The organism is Vibrio sp. SCSIO 43135 (assembly GCF_023716665.1).
GTDB classification, from domain to species: Bacteria; Pseudomonadota; Gammaproteobacteria; order Enterobacterales; family Vibrionaceae; genus Vibrio; species Vibrio paucivorans.
On sequence record NZ_CP071859.1, the window covers coordinates 232,733 to 252,927 of the forward strand.

Sequence of the window (20,195 nt, forward strand, 5' to 3'; positions counted from 1 at the left end):
TTTTATTACAAGGAGTAAAGGGCGTTTTTAGTTCAGGAGAAAAAGTTGAAGTGGCTCGAAATAAGTGTAGAGAAAGGATGAGGCTGACAGCAAAGCATCAGCCTCACTGAATTCTAGAAGCAATATTTATGCATCGCCTTGGAAAGAATATCTATGGTTGGGTCGATAAACTCAAATGATAAGAACTCATCAGGCTGGTGTGCTTGGTCAATGGAACCTGGACCTAAAACGAGAGTCGGGCAAAGTTGCTGTAAGAACGGTGCCTCCGTACAGTAGTTCACAGTTTCGGAAGGTGTTTGACAAATTTGTTCTACGCCGCCGATAAAGGGGTGGTCATGTTGACACTCATAACCTGGTATTGGTTCATGCAGTGGAGTAATAGAGAGTCGCCCCGGCCATTTTGCTTCGACTTCTTTGAGTGCTCCGCGCAGCATATTGTCTAATCCATCTAAGCTGATCCCTGGTAATGGACGTACATCGTAATGCAGTTCACAACAACCACAGATGCGATTAGCGCTATCACCACCATGAATGTGGCCAAGGTTGAGAGTTGGACTGGGAATGGCAAACCCAGGGTGGTGATACTCTTTAATTAACTTGTCTCTGAGCTGCATTAAGGCAAATAGGACTTCGTGCATGATCTCGATAGCATTAACACCTAGCGCTGGATCGGAAGAGTGTCCTGATTTCCCGGTGACGCGTACAGCATTCGCGACATGACCTTTGTGGCCACGAATAGGGACTAGGCTGGTCGGCTCACCGATGATGCAGTAGTCAGGTTGAAACGGTGCATTTTCGGTAAAGTGACGAGCTCCCAGCATAGTGGTTTCTTCGTCACACGTCGCGAGGATATATAAAGGCTTAGTTTGTTTGCTCCAATCGACTTTCTTCACCGCTTCTATAATAAAGGCAAAGAAGCCTTTCATGTCTGCTGTGCCTAAACCATAGAATTTGTTATCTGATTCAGTCAGTGCATGCGGATCGAAATTCCAGCGGCCTTCGTCGAATGGCACAGTATCACTGTGACCTGCTAACAGTAATCCACCTTCACCCGCGCCTTTTTTCGCAATTAAGTTGTGTTTTCCCGGTTCAACCTCAGTAACGGTTACCTCGAAGCCAAGGTCTTTCAGCCAAGTCGCTAACTTTTCAATGACCTGTGCATTGCCTTCATCCCAGCTTGGATCGGTAGAACTGATGGATGAGGTTGAAATTAGGCCTCTATAGACCTCAAGAAAACTTGGTAATTGCATATTATCTTCACTTCTACTGTTGACAGAAATACCTTAAGAAGGTAAAACACATATTAAATCATAATTAATGAATAAAAAATCAAAATAAAGCGGTTTTTTAAAATTAATAGTCATTTGATTAGTGTTGTTTACTTAAGATTTGGATGCCTTAAATGTTAAAAGCTGAGATGCTAAAAACCACAATTATCGGCGCTAGCGGCTACACCGGAGCTGAGCTAGCGGTAATGATACATAAACACCCGCAACTTACGCTATCAGGTTTATATGTGTCCGCCAATAGTGTTGACGCAGGAAAAAGTATTGCTCAGCTGCACGGCAAGCTATCGGGTGTCATCGATACTCCTGTCCAGCCTTTGATTGACGTGAAAAAAGCGGCGCAAGAATGCGATGTGGTTTTCCTCGCAACAGCCCATGAAGTCAGCCATGACCTCGCTCCCGTTTTTTTAGAGCAAGGTTGCCAAGTATTCGACCTGTCAGGTGCGTTCAGAGTTAAAAGCGACAATTTCTATCAAGAATTCTATGGTTTCGCGCACCAGCACGAAGCATGGTTGGATAACTCTGCTTATGGATTGGCGGAGTGGAATGCTGAAGCGATTAAACAGCACCAGCTGATAGCGGTCCCGGGTTGCTACCCAACGGCGTCGCAGCTTGCTATTAAGCCTCTAGTTGAAAAGGGTCTGCTAGACCTAAATCAGTGGCCTGTGATCAACGCGACCAGTGGAGTCTCCGGCGCAGGGCGCAAAGCTTCGATGACCAACAGCTTTTGCGAAGTAAGCCTGCAAGCTTATGGCGTATTCAATCATCGTCATCAGCCAGAAATTGCGACTCACTTAGGGTGTGATGTGATTTTCACGCCGCATTTAGGCAACTTTAAGCGTGGTATTTTGGCGACAACCACGATGAAGTTAGCGAAAGGCGTGACGGCAGAGCAAATTGCACAAGCATTTGAAAGCGCATACCAAGATAAGCCGGCAGTGCGTCTTATGCAGGGAACTCTGCCGACCATTCAAAATGTTGAGCAAACGCCATTTTGCGATATCGGCTGGAAAGTGCAGGGCGAGCACATCATTGTTGTCTCTGCGATTGATAATTTATTGAAAGGTGCGTCAAGCCAAGCAATGCAATGTTTAAACATTCATTACGGTTTTTCAGAGCTAACCGCTTTGCTGTAATCAATGCAGAAAATATTGTGAAAAGTAACGTTGTGATAAGTAATAAGCGACAGTAGGGATTAAGGAATGACAAGTAGTAAGCAGAATCCATTAGTGATCAAATTGGGCGGTGCTGCATTATCGTGCACCGATACACTTAGCCAAGTTTTTGGTGCTATCGCAACTTATCAACAACAAGCTCAACGACGAATTGTCATCGTGCACGGTGGTGGCTACTTGGTCGATGATTTAATGGCCAAGCTTCAGTTAGAAACTGTTAAAAAAGATGGTTTACGTGTGACACCGTACGATCAAATCCCAGTCATTGCAGGTGCCTTAGCGGGTACGGCTAACAAGCTACTTCAAGGTCAAGCGATCAAAGATGGCTTAAATGCAGTAGGCCTTAGCCTTGCAGACGGTGGATTGTGCCACGTAGAAGAGCTTGACCCAGAACTTGGTGCGGTAGGTAAAGCGACACCAGGTAATTCTCAGGTACTTCAGGCAATTTTGGCTAGCGGTGCACTACCGATTATTAGTTCAATCGGTTTAACGAATGAAGGCCAACTAATGAATGTGAACGCCGACCAAGCAGCAGTTGCCGTTGCAGGTGCTTTGGATGCTGAGTTGGTTTTACTGTCAGATGTGAGTGGGGTATTGGATGGTAAGGGCCACCTAATCACTAGCCTAGATGCACAGCAAGCAGAACAGCTGATTCAAGGCAAAGTCATTACTGATGGCATGATCGTAAAAGTTTATGCAGCGTTAGAAGCCGCTAACGATCTGGGCCGACCAATTGAAGTCGCGACATGGCGCTACCCTGAAAAGCTTACCCAGCTATTTGCAGGAGAAAGCATCGGTACTCAATTTGTACCCGCTTAAATTAGTGAAAACAATAGAGTTCGTTGGCAGTATGCCAGCGAGCAAATAAAGAATAGTAATGGAAGTAACCCGAGCACTGACCGCCAAGCGCAGCGCAGGGAATTTGGAGAAAGAAAATGAGTAAAGTTCAAGTTAATAAAGTAGTTGTCGCATATTCTGGCGGTCTGGATACCTCAGTAATTATCCCGTGGCTAAAAGAAAACTACGATTGTGAAGTTGTCGCATTCGTTGCGGATGTTGGCCAAGGTGCTGAGGAGCTAGAAGGCATTGAAGAAAAGGCGAAAGCATCTGGTGCATCTGAGTGTTACATCGCTGACCTTAAAGAAGAGATGGTGGCAGAGTACATTTATCCAACTCTAAAAACAGGTGCTTACTACGAAGGCAAATACCTACTAGGTACCTCAATGGCTCGTCCAATCATTGCTAAAGCACAGGTTGAAGTAGCGCGTAAAGTTGGCGCTGATGCATTGTGTCACGGTTGTACTGGTAAAGGTAACGACCAAGTGCGTTTTGAGGGTGCATTTGCAGCTCTGGCTCCTGACCTACATGTGATTGCCCCTTGGCGTGAATGGGATCTTGTTAGCCGTGAAGAGTGTCTGGATTACCTTGCTGAGCGCAACATTCCATGTACCGCATCTCTAACTAAAATTTACTCTCGTGACGCAAATGCGTGGCATATCTCTACTGAAGGTGGCGTTCTAGAAGATACTTGGAACGCGCCAAACGATGATTGCTGGGCTTGGACGGTTGATCCTGAGCAAGCGCCAAACGAAGCCGAATACGTAACACTGAAAGTCGAGAAAGGTGCAGTTGTCGCTGTGGATGGCGAGACAATGACGCCATATAACGCTCTCGTTTACCTAAACGATAAAGGTGTGAAACACGGTGTTGGTCGTATCGATATCGTGGAAAACCGCCTAGTAGGTATGAAGTCTCGTGGTTGTTACGAAACTCCTGGTGGCACCATCATGATGGAAGCACTGCGTGCAGTAGAGCAACTTGTACTGGATAAGACAGCGTTTGAATTCCGTGAAGAGCTTGGTGTAAAAGCTTCTCACCTTGTTTACGATGGTCGTTGGTTCACTCCACTATGTAAGTCAATCCTAGCCGCTTCTGAAGAGCTGGCTCAAGACGTAAACGGCGAAGTGGTTGTGAAACTGTATAAAGGCCAAGCGACAGTGACTCAAAAGCGTTCGGACAACAGCCTGTACTGTGAAGAGTTTGCAACCTTTGGTGAAGATGAAGTTTACGATCAAAGTCATGCAGAAGGCTTTATCCGCCTGTACTCTCTATCAAGCAGAATCAGAGCGCTAAATGAAGTAAAGAAGAATAAGTAATTATTCTGAACAGTAGAAAGAAAACAAAGCCCGCTAGTCACCTAGCGGGCTTTTTGTATCAAATGCATTTAAATTTGCCTTTGTTGAATAATTATGTGAAATAAGTGAATTTTTACTTTGTTTTTATCTTGAATTGAGGTAAGTTTGAACCATACCAAAAAAGGAACTGATTTCAATCAGCTTCCATCATTGCAAAAGCAATGAATTAAGAGCAATTAGGAGAGACACAATGGCATTATGGGGCGGTAGATTTACCCAAGCAGCAGACACAAGGTTCAAAGATTTCAACGATTCACTTCGCTTTGATTACCGACTGGCTGAGCAAGACATTGTGGGCTCGATTGCCTGGTCCAAAGCACTTCAGTCTGTTGATGTACTCACCGAAGAAGAGCAGCAGAAACTAGAGCTAGCGCTTAATGAACTTAAGCTTGAAGTGATGGAAGACCCAAATCAGATTCTACGCTCTGATGCTGAAGATATTCACTCTTGGGTTGAGCAGCAACTGATTGGTAAAGTCGGAGACCTAGGTAAAAAACTTCATACTGGTCGCTCGCGTAACGATCAGGTGGCGACAGACCTTAAACTTTGGTGTCGTCAGCAAGGTCAACAACTTCTTATTGCTCTTGATCGTCTGCAATCTCAAATGGTTTCGGTTGCAAAAGAGCATCAGGGTACGGTACTTCCAGGCTATACCCACTTGCAACGTGCTCAACCAGTTACCTTTGCTCACTGGTGTCTAGCGTATGTTGAAATGTTTGAACGTGATTACTCGCGTTTGAATGACGCGATTAAGCGTTTAGATACTTGCCCACTTGGCAGTGGTGCTTTAGCTGGTACGGCTTACCCAATGGATCGTGAAAAGCTCGCTCATAACTTAGGCTTCCGCCGTGCGACACGTAACTCATTAGATTCAGTTTCCGACCGTGATCATGTGATGGAGCTAATGTCGATTGCTTCTATCTCTATGCTGCATTTATCTCGTCTAGCGGAAGATATGATTTTCTACAACTCAGGTGAATCAAACTTCATTGAGTTAGCCGATACCGTGACGTCTGGTTCATCGCTGATGCCGCAAAAGAAAAACCCAGACGCGTTAGAGCTGATCCGTGGTAAAACGGGCCGTGTTTATGGCTCTCTTGCTGGCATGATGATGACTGTAAAAGCGCTGCCATTGGCTTACAACAAAGACATGCAAGAAGACAAGGAAGGGCTATTTGATGCGCTTGATACTTGGAATGATTGTATGGAGATGGCTGCACTGTGTTTTGACGGTATCAAGGTGAACGGCGAACGTACGTTAGAAGCGGCGAAGCAAGGCTATGCGAATGCGACAGAGTTGGCTGACTACTTAGTCGCGAAAGATATTCCATTCCGCGAAGCGCACCATATTGTCGGTGTCGCTGTAGTTGGGGCCATTGCCAAAGGTTGTGCGCTAGAAGAATTGTCGATCGAAGAACTGAAAGAGTTCTCTGAAGTGATCGAGTCTGATGTGTATGACATCTTAACCATTGATTCTTGTTTGGAAAAACGCAGCGCTCTCGGTGGTGTGTCACCTAAGCAAGTTGCTTACGCAGTAGACCAAGCTGAAAAGCGTTTAGACACCAGAGACACGCTCGCGGTAAAAGTACGTTCAGCTCGACTGACCGACATCGAATCCCTAGAAGGCATGGTGACCTACTGGGCGAATATGGGTGAAAACTTACCACGCTCTCGTAATGAGTTGGTGCGTGATATTGGCTCGTTTGCAGTCTCTGAGCATCACGGTGAGGTAACGGGTTGTGCTTCACTCTACGTTTACGACTCGGGCTTGGCTGAAATTCGCTCCCTTGGAGTCGAGGCTGGCTGGCATGGTCAGGGCCATGGTACTGCTATCGTTCAGCACCTAGTCGAAAAAGCGCGTCAAATGGCCATTAAGAAAGTGTTTGTTCTAACTCGTACGCCAGAATTCTTTATGAACCATAGCTTCTTGCCGACGTCTAAGAGTTTGCTCCCAGAGAAAGTACTTAAAGATTGTGAGCAGTGTCCTCGCCAGCATGCATGTGATGAAGTCGCACTGGAAATTAATTTAATTGAGAAACTGATTGCTAAGGTAGAGGTTGCGTAAACTGCTGTAAGCTAAGGTGAATTATGGTTCTCAAAAAAAGATCGAAAAAAAGATCATTTTTCTGGGAACCATTGAGAAAAAGCTCGGTCTATTAAAGTACCACTGCTTTTTCTTAGAAGAATCTAAGAAGGCCCCAAACCAGATTTGGTTTTGGGGCTTTTTTCTTTTTCGGGGAATCTTTACGGCAGCTCGGAAAAGTTACCTGTGATCTCAAATGTAATGCCACCGTCTGGCTCACCTGATGTGCCATCCTGTGAACTGAAGTATAGTTTGTTACCGTCGGGGGAAAATGCGGGGCCAGTTATTTCACTTTGGTCGTGTCCAATTAACTGTATGATAGGATAAGGTTCTCCACTGCTAGAGAGTAAGACTAGTTGAAGGTTACCTCCATCTTCAGCTACCAATAAATTACCATTTGGTGCGATTGCTACATTATCAACACCAGTAAGTACTGGGTTCGAGTAATCAGCAGCATTATAGATAACTTCTATTTCTTGAGAATCAATATTATATGCCCATACCTTGTTGTCTCCTTTAGTTACAAAGTTGATAGTTCGGTCTTCGTAGGCAATTCCTTCTCCTCCGTTAAATGGTTCACTCGAGTTGACTTGATAACGTGTTTCTAATGAGGTTGCGCTAGGGTCGGGAACGATTTCCCATGATATCCGGTTCCCACTTTTTGAGGCTATATATAAAGTACCATTGTGCAAATCAGGCTTGTCTCTACTTTTATCGCTGGATACGTATTTGTAAAATCCACCATCTGATCTATCTTCCGTAAGATATATGTCAAGGTTATCGTCTACGGCTATGGCTTCATGAGCAAAACTGCCAAGTGCTGGAAGTACTTCCGCTGTTTCATTTCCTAAAGGGTCACATTCCCAAACATTGCCAAGTTCAATTTCTTCACAAGATAACCAAGTTCCCCATGGAGTTGCACCTCCTGCACAGTTTCGGTTTGTGTTTGACAAAATCTCATAGGCATCTATGAGGTTTCCAAAACTGTCAAACCTTAAAGCTCCAACCCCTCCAAGGTTGTCAGCCTCTTCGCTATTTGATACATAGATCCAGTCGTTGTTATACGTAGGAAAGATCGCACCACCATCAGGAGACTTATGCCATACATAGCTAGAATTATTGCTGGGCATTTCCCCTGATTTCGCCACAATTCTTGATGAGAAACCAGAGAGAAGCATTACACCATTATTATCGGGAGGGAGTAACTCGGGTAGGATGCTGAACTCCGTTTCATCACCTGAGTTATTGTCATCAGAACATCCTAAAGGTGATAAAAGCAATGCGACTTGGGGAGTAGATAATAATGACCAAGCAATTAGACGTCTTCTCGAAACCACGGTCTTTCCTAGTGATGTTTTTATGGCTTCAATAAGTATAGTTAAGGTGAGAGTTATCGGCGTAGATTCCCTCTATTTCGTTTCTTCCAAGGCAATATCACAAAGCGCATCCATAAGTGGAGAAATAACAATCCATTGAATGCGAAGCCTGCCATGATCAGTGCGATGGACTCAATACTCTGTGGATTTTCTTTAAAGCCAAACCACCAAATGATCCAGCACACCACTGATAACACTGTGAGCTGATCCATACAGCGTTTACAACGGCCAATCTTTTTCCAAAACCAATTTTTTTCACAGTAGTTGCATGTCATGGGGAAAGCATATTAGGTACTATGGAGTTATTCCTATAAAAGTACCGCATTAAAGAAGTGAGAAACATGATAGAACGCCAACAAACTAAACAGCGTATGAGCCGAATTGTAAAGCATAATGGTGTTATTTACCTATGTGGCCAAGTATGTGCTGACGCGACGAAAGGTATTACAGAGCAGACCCAAACTATGTTAGATAAAGTCGAAGAACTGCTGCTAGAAGCGGGAAGTGACAAAGAACACATGCTTTCGGCTACGATTTACCTAAAAGATATGCAGGACTTCCAAGCAATGAATGCCGTTTGGGATGCGTGGGTACCAGAAGGCCATGCTCCAGCACGTGCTTGTGTGACGGGTGACATGGCGCGTGAAGCCTTGTTGGTGGAAATTTCTGTGATTGCGGCTGAAAAGTGATTTTAGCTGAGCTCTAACCAAAAAAAACGAGCCTATTGGCTCGTTTTTTGTTTTGGTTAGCAGCCAGGACCGCAGTCTAAACAATGCTTAATCATTTCAGGGCCAAGGTGTAACTTGGCGTTGAGGTCCCGAAGTGCTGTACGAACGCCTTCCTCGATGACGGGATGGTAGAACGGCATATCTAGCATTTCTGATACTGTCATCTTATTTTGATGAGCCCAAGCCAGTAGGTGCGCGAGATGCTCAGCATTCGGTCCCATCATTTCCGCACCTAAAAAGCGCCCGGTGCCTTGCTCACCGTATACGTGTAAGATGCCTTTGTTTCTAAGCATTACACGTGAGCGTCCTTGGTTTTCAAACGACACTTCACCAGTAGCAAAGCAACCACAATTGCCCAGACGAGTGGTTAATTGTTTGTAGGTTTCTCCTACCATCGCGATTTGCGGATCAGAGAACACGGCTGAAATGACGGAACGGCGCAGACCTGCTCGGATATCTGGAAAGCGACCTGCATTGTCACCTGCAATTCGGCCTTGATCGGCAGCTTCATGCAGCAGCGGAATTTGATTGCTAGCATCACCGGCAATAAAGATGTTTTCTGCAGAGGTTTGCAGAGTGTAGTGATCCGCGTTTGGTACGCCGCGTTCATCAAGTTCTACAGTGGTGTTTTCAATAGCAAGTTTGTCGACATTAGGGCGACGTCCAGTTGCAGCCAACACATAGTCGACAACAAAAGTCTCTAAGTCCCCATCATGATTAATGAATTGAATTTCAACTTTGTCAGTGCCATCAATACGCTTCATGCTCTCGACTTTGACATCGGCATCTAAGTAGAACTCTTCTTTAAACGCTTTGTCTGCGTATTGCATTACTTCTGGATCCGTCAGAGGCCCGACTTGACCCCCAATGCCAAATAGCTTCACCTTTACACCTAGGCGATGTAGCGCTTGCCCTAGTTCTAGACCAATAACACCAGGGCCAAATACGGCTACTGATTCTGGCAAGTCATCCCAGTCAAAAACATCATCATTGATGACCAGTCGGTTGCCGAGATCGTTCCATACAGCAGGGTAAGCAGGACGAGAGCCTGTCGCGATCACAATGCGTTTGGCTGAGATTTGGGTATGGTCATCCACTTGTAGGGTGTGATCATCAATGAATTTGGCGTATCCCGAGACTTTATCTTGAGTAGGGATCTCATCCACCCCTTCTAATACAAAGCCCACAAAGCGGTCGCGTTCGCGCTTTACGCGATCCATGACTTCACGGCCATTGATGACAATTTCACCTTGAGGATGAACACCAAAACCAGGGGCTTTTTCTATTTGATGCACACTCTCCGCTGCAGCGATCAGCAATTTGGATGGCATACAACCGACACGCGCACAAGTGGTGCCATATGGACCACCTTCAACCATTACCACGCTGTTGGTATGTGCTTTAGCTGCGCGATACGCGCCTAGGCCAGCGGTACCACCACCGATGATAGCTACATCAACATTTAATTGTTTCATACTGCACACTCGCTTTGCCTCTGTCGCACCGAGGGCGCAAGAGGTTATCAATGGGTTTGTAAATTTGGATAAGTAGTGGAGTTGAACAACGACAAGCGACTAGTTATCTAAACTCGACTGAGGTTTAAAGTGCCCCCCAACGCCCGAAGGTGATGGGAGGCTGAGGGTTCGGAATTAACCTAAGTACGCTTCCAATTCTTCGCTGCCACCAATGTGTTTACCACCGATGAAAACTTGAGGAACGGTCGTGCGGCCTGAAATTGCACGTAGGCTGACAGTCGTTGCATCTTTACCCAACACCACTTCTTCATATTGAAGACCGTGGTCTATCAGATTTTGTTTCGCCTTCATGCAGAAAGGGCAGCCTGGTTTGGTAAATACAGTGATTGATTCTTGAGTTTTGTAGTCTGGTGCCACGTGTTTAAGCATGGTGTCTGCGTCTGATACTTTGAACGGGTCGCCTGGCTCGTTTGGCTCAATAAACATTTTCTCAACCACACCGTTTTTCACTAGCATGCTGTAGCGCCATGAACGCTTGCCAAAACCTAGGTCGTTTTTATCAACTAACATGCCCATGCCGTCAGTAAACTCACCATTACCATCTGGAATAAAAGTAATATTTTCAGCTTCTTGGTCACTCTTCCATGCGTTCATTACAAATGTGTCGTTAACAGATACACACAGAATCTCGTCTACGCCATGGTCTTGAAATACAGAAAACAGCTCGTTATAGCGTGGCAAGTGGCTAGATGAACACGTTGGTGTGAACGCGCCCGGAAGGCTGAACACGATCACGGTTTTGTCTTTGAACAGATCGTCAGTTGTTACATTTACCCAAGCGTCGCTTTGGCGAGTTGGAAAAGTAACTTGCGGTACGTTTTGGCCTTCTTTAGATGTAAACATAATGGTTTCCTTTATTGGATTCTAAAATTGTGTGGTTGAGTCTTATCAGTGTAGTGACTGTGCTCTGTTTCGATGTAGTTATTATTAAATAAAACCTTTGATAGCTCTAATCGTTTAATGTTATGGTTTTGATAGCTAATTCCTATCTAAACTATTTGCTGCCATTATGGTGGTGAGTAATGTCCTTATGGGGAAATTCATGAACATTCGTGACTTTGAATATCTAGTATCTTTGGCTGAGCACAAACACTTCCGCAAAGCGGCGGAAGCGTGTTTTGTCAGTCAGCCGACGTTGAGTGGCCAGATTCGAAAACTGGAAGATGAATTGGGAACCACGTTACTTGAGCGTAGTAGTCGTCGAGTATTGTTTACCGATTCTGGCTTGCAATTAGTGGAGCAAGCAAAGCGTATTTTGGGTGAAGTTAAGACTTTCAAAGATATGGCCAGCCAACAAACGGGTGCTATGTCTGGGCCGATGCACATTGGCTTTATTCCAACTGTCGGCCCTTATCTATTGCCGAGAATTGTACCTAGCCTAAAAGAGCAATTCCCCGAACTTGAGTTGTATCTGCATGAAGCGCAGACTCATCAGCTAGTGCGCCAGCTAGAAGAAGGCAAACTCGATTGCTTAGTATTGGCTTCGGTCACTGAAACAGAAATGTTTAAAGAGATCGAAGTATATAATGAGCCAATGAGTGTAGCGGTGCCTTGCGATCATGAATGGGCCAATCTTGATGAAATCGACATGCTAGAGCTGAACGGTAAAACAGTGTTGGCGCTGGGTGATGGCCACTGTTTGCGAGACCAAGCATTAGGTTTTTGTTTCGCTGCAGGGGCAAAAGATGATGAACGCTTTAAGGCAACCAGCTTAGAAACGCTGCGTAACATGGTAGCAGCAGGGGCGGGGATTACTTTGTTACCCGAGTTATCACTACCAAAAGAAAAAGTTAAAGATGGGGTGTGCTATGTTAAAGCAGCGAATCCGATTCCTTCGCGCAGTATTGTGTTGGCGTACCGACCAGGCTCTCCACTGAGAGCTCGTTTTGAGCAGCTTGCTGAGGCAATAAAAAATCAGCTTGAAAGCGCGGTATAGTTGAAACTAGCACAAATAAAAAAGGAGAGCATAAGCTCTCCTTTTTCCGTTTTGACTTGAGTTAGAACAGTTCTTCGGATTCTGAAGAGCTGTAAATATTGTCGCTAATGCGTTCAGCGACGAACTCTTTTGGTTCTGTACCTTGTAAGAAGTACTCAAACATTGAGCTGGAATCAAACTTGTTAGTGAGTAAGCCAGTTTCGCGGTCGATACGCACTCGAACAATTTCCGGTGGTAGTGCTTTTGGTTGCGCTGGTGTGTCTTGCAGCGCGACCTTCATAAAGTCTACCCATGCAGGTTGAGCGGTCTTCGCACCCGCTTCCGCACCAGAGATCTGGTTGTTGTCCAAGTTTTTATTTGGCTTAGTACGGCCTAACTTACGGTTGTGGTCATCGAAGCCTACCCAAGCTGTAGCGACAATACCTGGGCCGTAGCCGTTGTACCATGCATCTTTAGAATCATTAGTGGTACCTGTTTTACCACCAATATCGCGGCGCTTAAGTGGTTGAGCTCGCCAGCCAGTACCGTTCCAGCCAGTGCCATCGCGCCAGTTGCCGCCACCCCAAATGTTGCTGTACATCATTTCTCGAACTAAGAACGCAGTTTGCTCTGAGATGACTTGCGGTGCGTAGTGCGGAGCATTCTCGTCAACGACAACGTCTTGTTCTGCAAACTCGTTTTCAGCCGTTGTTGTCGCGGTTGATTGTTCAGGACAATCATCGCGGCAAATAATGCTAGGGTTTGCTTGGTATTCTAAATCGCCAAAAGGTGTTTCGACACGGCTGATATAGAACGGTTCGACGTAGTAACCACCGTTAGCGAACACTGAGTAGCCTTGCGCCATTTTGACAGGGGTTAAGCTACCTGCTCCTAGCGCTATGGTTTCTGAGCGAGGCAGGTCGTTAATATTGAAACCGAAGCGAGTGAGGTATTCACGCGTTTCGTCTAGGCCGACTTCACGTAGAACACGCACGGCCATCACGTTTTTAGACTGTGCTAGACCAATACGTAGGCGTGTTGGACCAACGTAAGTCGGCGGTGAGTTCTTCGGTCGCCACGCCGTACCTTGGCTCTTATCCCACTGGTTGATTGGTGCATCGTTGATTAGGGTAGCCAATGTCATGCCTTGATCAATTGCAGCAGAGTAAATGAATGGCTTGATACTAGAACCGACTTGGCGAACTGACTGCGTTGCACGGTTAAATTTGTTGTGCACGAAGTTAAAGCCACCGACTAGCGATTTTACAGCGCCGTTCTCAGGGTTCATGGCTACAAATGCAGCATTGGCGTTAGGGACTTGGCTTAAACGCCAAGTTGGTAACGCTTCTAGGTTGTCATCGCTTGCTGGTATTTGCACTGAGCGAACCCATATTTGCTCGCCCACCGCTAGGATGTCGTTTGCTTGTTTCGGCTCAGGACCTTGGCGGTCGTCCGTTAAGAACTTACGTGCCCAGCTCATCCCAGACCATTCAATGACTTGCTCGCCTTCATTTTTCACTTGTACAGTAGCCGTTTTACCATCAATGCTGGTCACAACAGCTGGCGTAATTTGGCCGTAAGTTGGTACTCGTCTTAGTGTGCTAGTGATTTCTTCTGGGCTAAGCGCTGTTTGTCCGGCTTTCCATAGCACTGTTTCTGCACCACGGTAGCCATGGCGTTCATCGTAAGCCAATAGGTTATCTATAGTGGCAGTGTTAGCCGCTTCTTGTAGCTTAGAGTCAACGGTTGTGTAGATTCGCATGCCCGAGGTATACGCATCTTCACCATAGCGAGATACCATCCAAGAGCGAGCTAGTTCAGCAACATAAGGGGCACTTAACTCAATTTCTGCGCCGTGGAAGCGGGACTCAATCTCTTCAGCTCTAGCTTGGTCATACTCTTCTTGTGTAATGTATTTTTCATCCAACATACGTAGCAACACAATGTTGCGTCGGTTAGTTGCGCGTTCCAAGGAGTAAATAGGGTTCATAGTAGACGGTGCTTTCGGCATACCCGCCAAGGTTGCGATTTGGCTCAGTGATAAATCTTGTAGATTTTTACCGAAGTAAGTTTGAGCTGCTGCGCCAAAACCATACGAACGATAGCCAAGGAAGATCTTGTTAACGTACAGCTCTAGGATTTCTTGTTTTGTGAGCAACTGTTCAATGTGGATAGCAATGAAAATCTCTTTGATTTTACGCATGATCTTCTTTTCATTCGATAAGAAGAAGTTACGCGCAAGCTGCTGAGTAATGGTACTCGCCCCTTGCTTCGCCGAGCCCGACATTGCAACGACAATCGCTGCACGGGTAATGCCAATTGGGTCTATCCCCGGGTGTTCGTAAAAACGGCTGTCTTCCGTTGCGATCAAAGCTTCGATCAAGTGCTGTGGAATTTCGTCATACGTGACGGGAATGCGACGCTTTTCTCCGAATTGGGAAATCAGCTTCCCATCTTGACTGAATACTTGCATTGGAGTTTGCAATTCTACGTCGCGCAAAGTAGCTACATCTGGTAGCTCTGGTTTGACGTGATAATAGAAGCCGAAAATAGTAGTGACTCCAAGAATCATGCAAATCAATGTGAATATAAACAAACGCTTTATGAACTTCACCGGAGAATCCCTGATTAGTTGAGGCTGCGTGATCGCAAACCCTTGTACTCTAAGCTAAAAAGTAGCTCAGATTTTAAGATGGAGCCTAATTAATCCATCCACTATACGCAAAATTGAGCTAGATATAGTCGTTGGAGCATACGCTACATGGGTAAATCATTAATAACTGGTATTGATATCGGCCACCATAGTATTAAAGCCGTGGTGCTAAAGCCAGCAAGTGAAGGGTATTCACTGGTTGGGTATAAACAGTTGCCAGTTACAGCTGACGTATTTTCTGATAATCACACCGTTAATTATCAGAAAATTGTAAAGAAACTCAAAGAACTAAGGAAGAGCCTGCCATTATTTAGTCGATATGTCTCAATATCGGTCCCCGATAGCGCGGTAATTAGCAAGGTATTACAAATAGATAGTGAACTTGAGGAGCGTGAACAGGAGTTCGCGATATTTCAGGCTTTTTCTCATCAATCTCCTTTTCCCATCGAAGAGCTGAATTTGGACTTTGTTCCATTGGATAGCTCACTCGGTCAGCCACTCTCGAGTCGTTCGTATCAAGTCTATGCGACGAAAAAAGACGTAATTGATAGCCGTACACTTGCAGCGACCAAAGCGGGATTTAAGCCTGTTTTACTGGATACTCAGGCGCATAGTTTGGTGCGCGTTTGGCAGCAAGCGAGTCAGCAGCTTGGTCAATCTGATTGGCTGCTGGTGGATATCGGCTATAGCCAAACTTCCTTATGTATTGATTTCCCAGCAAAAGTACCGTTTTGCAAGGAGATTGCGTTTGGTACTCAGTTTTTAGAGTGTGAGGAGCCTAGTGAAAGTCTTGCACCTGAGCGAACAGAGTTGTTTATCAATCAGCTTATCGAACGGCTCCAAAGGCAGGTGCAGCTGTTACTTTCTGTAAGTGGTGCTGCATCGGTAAGCGGTGTTTGGCTGACAGGGGGCGGGGCGACAACTCCTTTATTAGTGGAAGAACTCTCTCGTCGTTTGTCGGTGCAGTGCGAGATACTAAACCCTTTAGCGCTGTTTAAGTGCAAATCTTCCAAGTTCAAGCAGCAAACCATGCACGCGCAAAGCTTTACTTCTGCGGCAGGGTTAGCGTTACGTGGAGCTGAGTGGGTGGAGGCTAAGCATGCTATATAGCGTTAACTTATTACCTTGGCGTGAGCAGAAGAGGCAGCAGCATCGACAGCGCTTCTATCAACTCCTTATTCTTGCAGTATTGGTGGCTGTCGGCATTCAATATGGGTTTGGTGCATTTATTGGCGAGCAGAACGCTATTCAGCAGCAACGGTTGCATTACCTTAAAGACTATAACTCCCGGCTGGATAATCAGTTGTCGAGACTGAAACTCACTGAGCAAGAGCATCAAGCCTTACTTCAGCGCCTAAGTGTTGTGGAGTCCCTGCAGCAACAGCGTAATAAATCGACTGAGTTTATGAACGCAATCCCTGCAATGATTCCGGAAGGGGTTTACGTCGATAAAATTAAAATGAATACCCTTCATGTTGAGCTGACGGGGATTAGTGACAGCATGGCCCGACTCGCGACCATGTTGGATAACCTTGAAAAATCCCCTTTGCTTGAACAGGTCGAAATGCATTCGATTGTTCATGGTAAGCAGCGTTTTGGTAAGAAGTTCCAAACATTCAAAGTCTCTTTCTCTATAAAGCCCTCACAACTTGCGAATAACAGGGAGGGAAGTCATGGCTAATTTACAAGATCTTGATTTAGATGAAATGCCAGAGTGGCCCCTTCTTCCCCAAATGCTAGTGATCGTTTTACTTATCATCGCGCTTCAAGCTGCGGGGTATTGGTTCTATTTACAGCCTAAACAGCAGCGTCTCGAAAACCTAAAACAGCAAGAGCAAACTCAGAAAGCCACGTTGCGGATCAAAGCCAATAAAGTGGCGGCATTACCCAAGATGCAAGAGCAGCTAGATGAGCTAAAGCAACGTTATGATTTTTTACTTCAGCAGCTGCCAGAGCAAAAAGAGTTGGCGAGTATGTTGGCGTCGGTCAATAACCTTGGCTTAGATAACTCACTGACTTTTACTCGGATAGATTGGGGTGAGCGGCAAAATCAGTCATTTCTGTATCGACTGCCGCTCAATATCGAGTTGACGGGCAGTTATCATGATATTGGCAGCTTTTCAGAGGCTATTGCAAAACTGCCTCGCATCATCAATTTTGACGATATTGATTGGCAGCGAGTGAGCCAAGAAAGTAGCACGCTGCATTTTCGCGTTCGAGCTTATACCTACCAATTTAAACCGGAGGTAAGTCATGAAAAGTAAGTACTGGATCGTCTTGCTGGTCACTGTTGCTGGATGCAGAGCGAATCAAGAGCCGCTTAATCAGTTCATCGCACAAACCGAACAACAAGCACAGCGAGAAGTGGCTCAGTTGGTACCAAGCGAACCCTTTGTTGCTTCCGCCTATCAAAGAACGCAAGCTCGTGAGCCTTTTGTATTACCGAAAGAAGCATTGGTTCAAGATCAACCTGTCGTTAAGAAAGACTGCTGGCAGCCTCAAAAACGCAATAAAACAGGGCAGCTTGAGCGCTACGCTCTACGCAAATTGAGGCTGAAAGGAGTCATGGGTAGCAATGGAGCCGTGTCAGCATTAGTGCAAACCCCACAAGGCAATGTCGTCAAAGTGAAGAAAGGCCAGTACATCGGATTGAACAACGGCCGGGTGACACGAGTGGCATCTAATTACCTAATGATAAATGAGACCCTGCCAGACGGGATGGGGTGCTGGAGCAAGCGTAACGTCAAACTTGCCATGAAATGATTTTAAGTGTTTGGAATACAAGAAATGAATAAAGGACTAACAACAAGAATGGCTAAGCTGTTTAACCGTTTGATAGCGGTGTTCATTATGTTCGCCGCTTTGGTCGCATTTGGAGCGTCAAGTGAGGACGATAACGCCAATCAATTGCGCAATATTGATTTTCGGGTGAACAAAGATAAAGACGCATTAATCATTGTGGAGCTCGCTTCTCAATCTGCCGTTGTGGATGTACAGAAAGTTCAGGAAGGGTTGAGTATTGAGCTACTTAAAACGGATGTGAGTGATGCAAAACTGTTTTTGCTTGATGTGGAAGACTTCGCAACCGCAGTGCAGAGCATTGAAGTGTTTCGTAAAGAACCAAGTACGCTGTTGGTGGCATCGATACAAGGTGAGTTTGATTACGATTACAGTTTAAAAGGCAAGTATCTAGAAGTGGTCGTGAGTCAATTGGATGAATCACAACAACCTAAGCCGAAGAGTATCCTTGAGAAAGAAGGCAAGCTCATTTCCATCAACTTCCAAGACATACCAGTTCGTAACGTATTGCAGCTTATCGCTGATTATAACGATTTTAACTTGGTGGTATCGGACTCTGTGAGTGGCAATCTGACTTTGCGTCTAGACGGCGTACCGTGGCAGCAAGTACTCGATATTATTCTCCAAGTCAAAGGGCTAGATAAACGCGTCGATGGTAACGTGATTTTAGTAGCGCCAAAACAAGAGCTTGATCTACGTGAAAAGCAGCAGCTTGAGAAAGCACGATTAGAAGAAGAGTTGGGTGAACTCAGTTCTGACATTATCAAGATCAAGTTCGCCAAAGCGTCTGATATCGCCGATATGATTGGTGGAGACAGTGCTGTGAGTATGCTATCTGAGCGAGGCTCAATCAGTATCGATGAGAGAACCAACTCTTTGTTGATAAGAGAGTTAGATGAGAACATTTCGGTGATTCGCGACATCGTAGAATCGCTCGATATTCCGGTGAAACAGGTCCAGATAGAGGCTCGCATTGTTACTGTTAATGAGGGGAATCTTGATGAACTCGGAGTGCGCTGGGGATTTACGTCGACTAATGGCGATAACACCGTGGGAGGCTCTATTGAAAGCAACCTGTGGCAGCAGGGGTTGTTAGCGGGTGATGAGTTGCCTGTGGAAGACTTTCTTAACGTTAATTTAGCCGCGGCTTCGCCAAATGCTTCGTCGATTGCTTTTCAGGTAGCTAAGCTAGGTTCAGATATGTTGCTCGATCTTGAGCTCTCGGCACTTCAGCGAGAATCTAAAGCGGAAATCATTTCCAGCCCTAGGCTTATCACGACCAATAAAAAGCCCGCTTATATAGAGCAGGGAACAGAGATACCTTATTTAGAGTCTTCTTCGAGCGGCGCAACCAGCGTCGCGTTTAAAAAAGCCGTATTGAGTTTAAAGGTGACGCCGCAAATCACGCCAGATAATCGTTTAGTTCTCGATTTAAGTGTTACCCAAGATAGACCTGGTGATGTGGTAAAAACGGGCACGGGGGAGGCTGTAGCGATTAATACTCAAAGAATCGGTACACAAGTGCTGGTGAATAACGGTGAAACGGTAGTGTTAGGAGGGATCTTTCAGCACAGTGTGACCAATACCGTCGATAAGGTGCCATTATTGGGGGACTTACCGTTACTTGGTGCCTTATTTCGTCGAACGTATGAGCAAGCCGGTAAAAGCGAATTGCTGATATTTGTTACCCCTAAAGTGGTTATTCAGTAAAGCGCTTGTAGGAATGTTGGTCACAGAATTGATGAGAATATAGACGAACAAAAAATAAATTTGCATTAGTGGCACCTTATCTAGATAATTTCGGGTCTTATCACGAATTATCTGTGAGGAATCGGTGCCACAAGCGTCTATAAAGCCATGTTCTAACTGGCTCTTCTTGTGGCGATGTCATTGAATTAACGTTGTAAATTACTGCTAAACATGGCTGAGAAACGCAATATTTTCCTTGTTGGCCCTATGGGGGCTGGCAAAAGTACAATTGGTCGACACCTTGCTCAACAACTGCATATGGAGTTCCTAGACTCTGATACAGTGATCGAAGAGCGCACTGGTGCTGATATCGCATGGGTCTTTGATGTTGAAGGTGAAGATGGCTTCCGTAAGCGTGAAGAATCTGTCATCAATGATCTAACTGAGCAACAAGGTATCGTACTAGCAACTGGTGGTGGTTCTATCAAGAGCAAAGAAAACCGCAACCGTCTGTCAGCACGTGGCGTTGTTGTTTATCTTGAAACAACGATTGAGAAGCAACTTGCACGTACTAACCGTGACAAGAAGCGTCCTCTATTACAAACGGACAACCCGCGCGAAGTACTTGAGTCTTTGGCTGGCGAACGCAACTCCCTATATGAAGAAGTAGCGGATTATACTGTTCGTACAGACGACCAAAGTGCAAAAGTGGTAGCCAACCAGATCGTAAAAATGCTAGAAGAACGTTAAGTCGTTTTTTT

At 45.5% G+C, this 20,195-nt stretch carries 17 protein-coding genes and 1 pseudogene; 12 read left to right on the forward strand and 6 right to left on the reverse strand.

All coding sequences use genetic code 11. The features are described 5' to 3' along the window. Positions 1-113: 113 nt before the first annotated feature. Positions 114-1,250, reverse strand: coding sequence for an acetylornithine deacetylase (gene argE, locus J4N42_RS01065; protein ID WP_252029090.1), 1,137 nt, complete (start codon positions 1,248-1,250; stop codon positions 114-116). Between the two features lie 167 nt (positions 1,251-1,417). Between argE and argC the strand changes: the two genes are divergently transcribed. From argC to argH, 4 genes are all read left to right on the forward strand, one after another. Then, entirely contained in the window at positions 1,418-2,422 is a 1,005-nt protein-coding gene (gene argC / locus J4N42_RS01070; RefSeq protein ID WP_252030763.1) for an N-acetyl-gamma-glutamyl-phosphate reductase, read from the forward strand. A gap of 66 nt (positions 2,423-2,488) precedes the next feature. Then, positions 2,489-3,280: an acetylglutamate kinase gene (gene argB, locus J4N42_RS01075; RefSeq protein ID WP_252029091.1), complete on the forward strand. Its 792-nt coding sequence runs from the start codon at positions 2,489-2,491 to the stop codon at positions 3,278-3,280. Between the two features lie 116 nt (positions 3,281-3,396). Next, entirely contained in the window at positions 3,397-4,617 is a 1,221-nt protein-coding gene (locus tag J4N42_RS01080) for an argininosuccinate synthase (protein WP_252029092.1), read from the forward strand. Positions 4,618-4,846: 229 nt separating this feature from the next. After that, positions 4,847-6,721 (forward strand): argininosuccinate lyase, encoded by a 1,875-nt coding sequence (argH, locus tag J4N42_RS01085; protein WP_252029093.1) that lies wholly within the window; start codon positions 4,847-4,849, stop codon positions 6,719-6,721. A gap of 179 nt (positions 6,722-6,900) precedes the next feature. Here argH and J4N42_RS01090 read toward each other — a convergent pair whose 3' ends face one another. Then, positions 6,901-8,076 (reverse strand): alkaline phosphatase PhoX, encoded by a 1,176-nt coding sequence (locus J4N42_RS01090; protein WP_252029094.1) that lies wholly within the window; start codon positions 8,074-8,076, stop codon positions 6,901-6,903. Between the two features lie 53 nt (positions 8,077-8,129). Beyond that, positions 8,130-8,390 carry a DUF3624 domain-containing protein gene (locus J4N42_RS01095; protein WP_252029095.1) on the reverse strand — a complete coding sequence of 87 codons (261 nt, stop codon included), beginning with the start codon at positions 8,388-8,390 and terminating at the stop codon, positions 8,130-8,132. Between the two features lie 66 nt (positions 8,391-8,456). Between J4N42_RS01095 and J4N42_RS01100 the strand changes: the two genes are divergently transcribed. Beyond that, a complete protein-coding gene (locus J4N42_RS01100; RefSeq protein WP_252029096.1) occupies positions 8,457-8,804 on the forward strand; it encodes a RidA family protein in 348 nt (115 codons plus the stop codon). A 56-nt stretch (positions 8,805-8,860) separates the two neighbouring features. Here J4N42_RS01100 and J4N42_RS01105 read toward each other — a convergent pair whose 3' ends face one another. Together J4N42_RS01105 and J4N42_RS01110 are read right to left on the reverse strand one after the other, a co-directional pair. Next, positions 8,861-10,318: a dihydrolipoyl dehydrogenase gene (locus tag J4N42_RS01105; RefSeq protein ID WP_252029097.1), complete on the reverse strand. Its 1,458-nt coding sequence runs from the start codon at positions 10,316-10,318 to the stop codon at positions 8,861-8,863. Between the two features lie 174 nt (positions 10,319-10,492). After that, positions 10,493-11,221, reverse strand: a complete 729-nt coding sequence (locus J4N42_RS01110; RefSeq protein WP_252029098.1) for a redoxin family protein — start codon at positions 11,219-11,221, stop codon at positions 10,493-10,495. Positions 11,222-11,420: 199 nt separating this feature from the next. Here J4N42_RS01110 and oxyR point away from each other — a divergent pair, with 199 nt between their 5' ends. Continuing rightward, positions 11,421-12,314 carry a DNA-binding transcriptional regulator OxyR gene (gene oxyR / locus J4N42_RS01115; protein ID WP_252029099.1) on the forward strand — a complete coding sequence of 298 codons (894 nt, stop codon included), beginning with the start codon at positions 11,421-11,423 and terminating at the stop codon, positions 12,312-12,314. 61 nt (positions 12,315-12,375) lie between these two features. Here the strand turns inward: oxyR and J4N42_RS01120 are convergent, their stop codons facing one another. After that, positions 12,376-14,907, reverse strand: coding sequence for a penicillin-binding protein 1A (locus J4N42_RS01120; protein ID WP_252029100.1), 2,532 nt, complete (start codon positions 14,905-14,907; stop codon positions 12,376-12,378). A gap of 147 nt (positions 14,908-15,054) precedes the next feature. Between J4N42_RS01120 and pilM the strand changes: the two genes are divergently transcribed. The 6 genes and pseudogenes from pilM to aroK all read left to right on the forward strand — a co-directional run bounded on the left by pilM (position 15,055) and on the right by aroK (position 20,184). Next, on the forward strand, positions 15,055-16,056 hold the full coding sequence (gene pilM, locus J4N42_RS01125; protein WP_252029101.1) for a type IV pilus assembly protein PilM: 1,002 nt from the start codon (positions 15,055-15,057) through the stop codon (positions 16,054-16,056). Beyond that, complete coding sequence (locus J4N42_RS01130; protein ID WP_252029102.1) at positions 16,046-16,627, forward strand: PilN domain-containing protein; 582 nt, start codon at positions 16,046-16,048, stop codon at positions 16,625-16,627. Before pilM ends, J4N42_RS01130 begins: the two co-directional genes overlap by 11 nt. Then, a complete protein-coding gene (locus tag J4N42_RS01135; protein WP_252029103.1) occupies positions 16,620-17,210 on the forward strand; it encodes a type IV pilus inner membrane component PilO in 591 nt (196 codons plus the stop codon). Before J4N42_RS01130 ends, J4N42_RS01135 begins: the two co-directional genes overlap by 8 nt. After that, a complete protein-coding gene (locus J4N42_RS01140) occupies positions 17,200-17,709 on the forward strand; it encodes a pilus assembly protein PilP (RefSeq protein WP_252029104.1) in 510 nt (169 codons plus the stop codon). The genes J4N42_RS01135 and J4N42_RS01140 overlap by 11 nt, the downstream gene beginning before the upstream one ends. Positions 17,710-17,832: 123 nt before the next feature. After that, positions 17,833-19,455, forward strand: a pseudogene (locus tag J4N42_RS01145) (type IV pilus secretin PilQ); the annotation flags it as partial. 210 nt (positions 19,456-19,665) lie between these two features. Further along, a complete protein-coding gene (aroK, locus tag J4N42_RS01150) occupies positions 19,666-20,184 on the forward strand; it encodes a shikimate kinase AroK (protein WP_252029106.1) in 519 nt (172 codons plus the stop codon). The last annotated feature ends 11 nt before the right edge of the window (positions 20,185-20,195 follow it).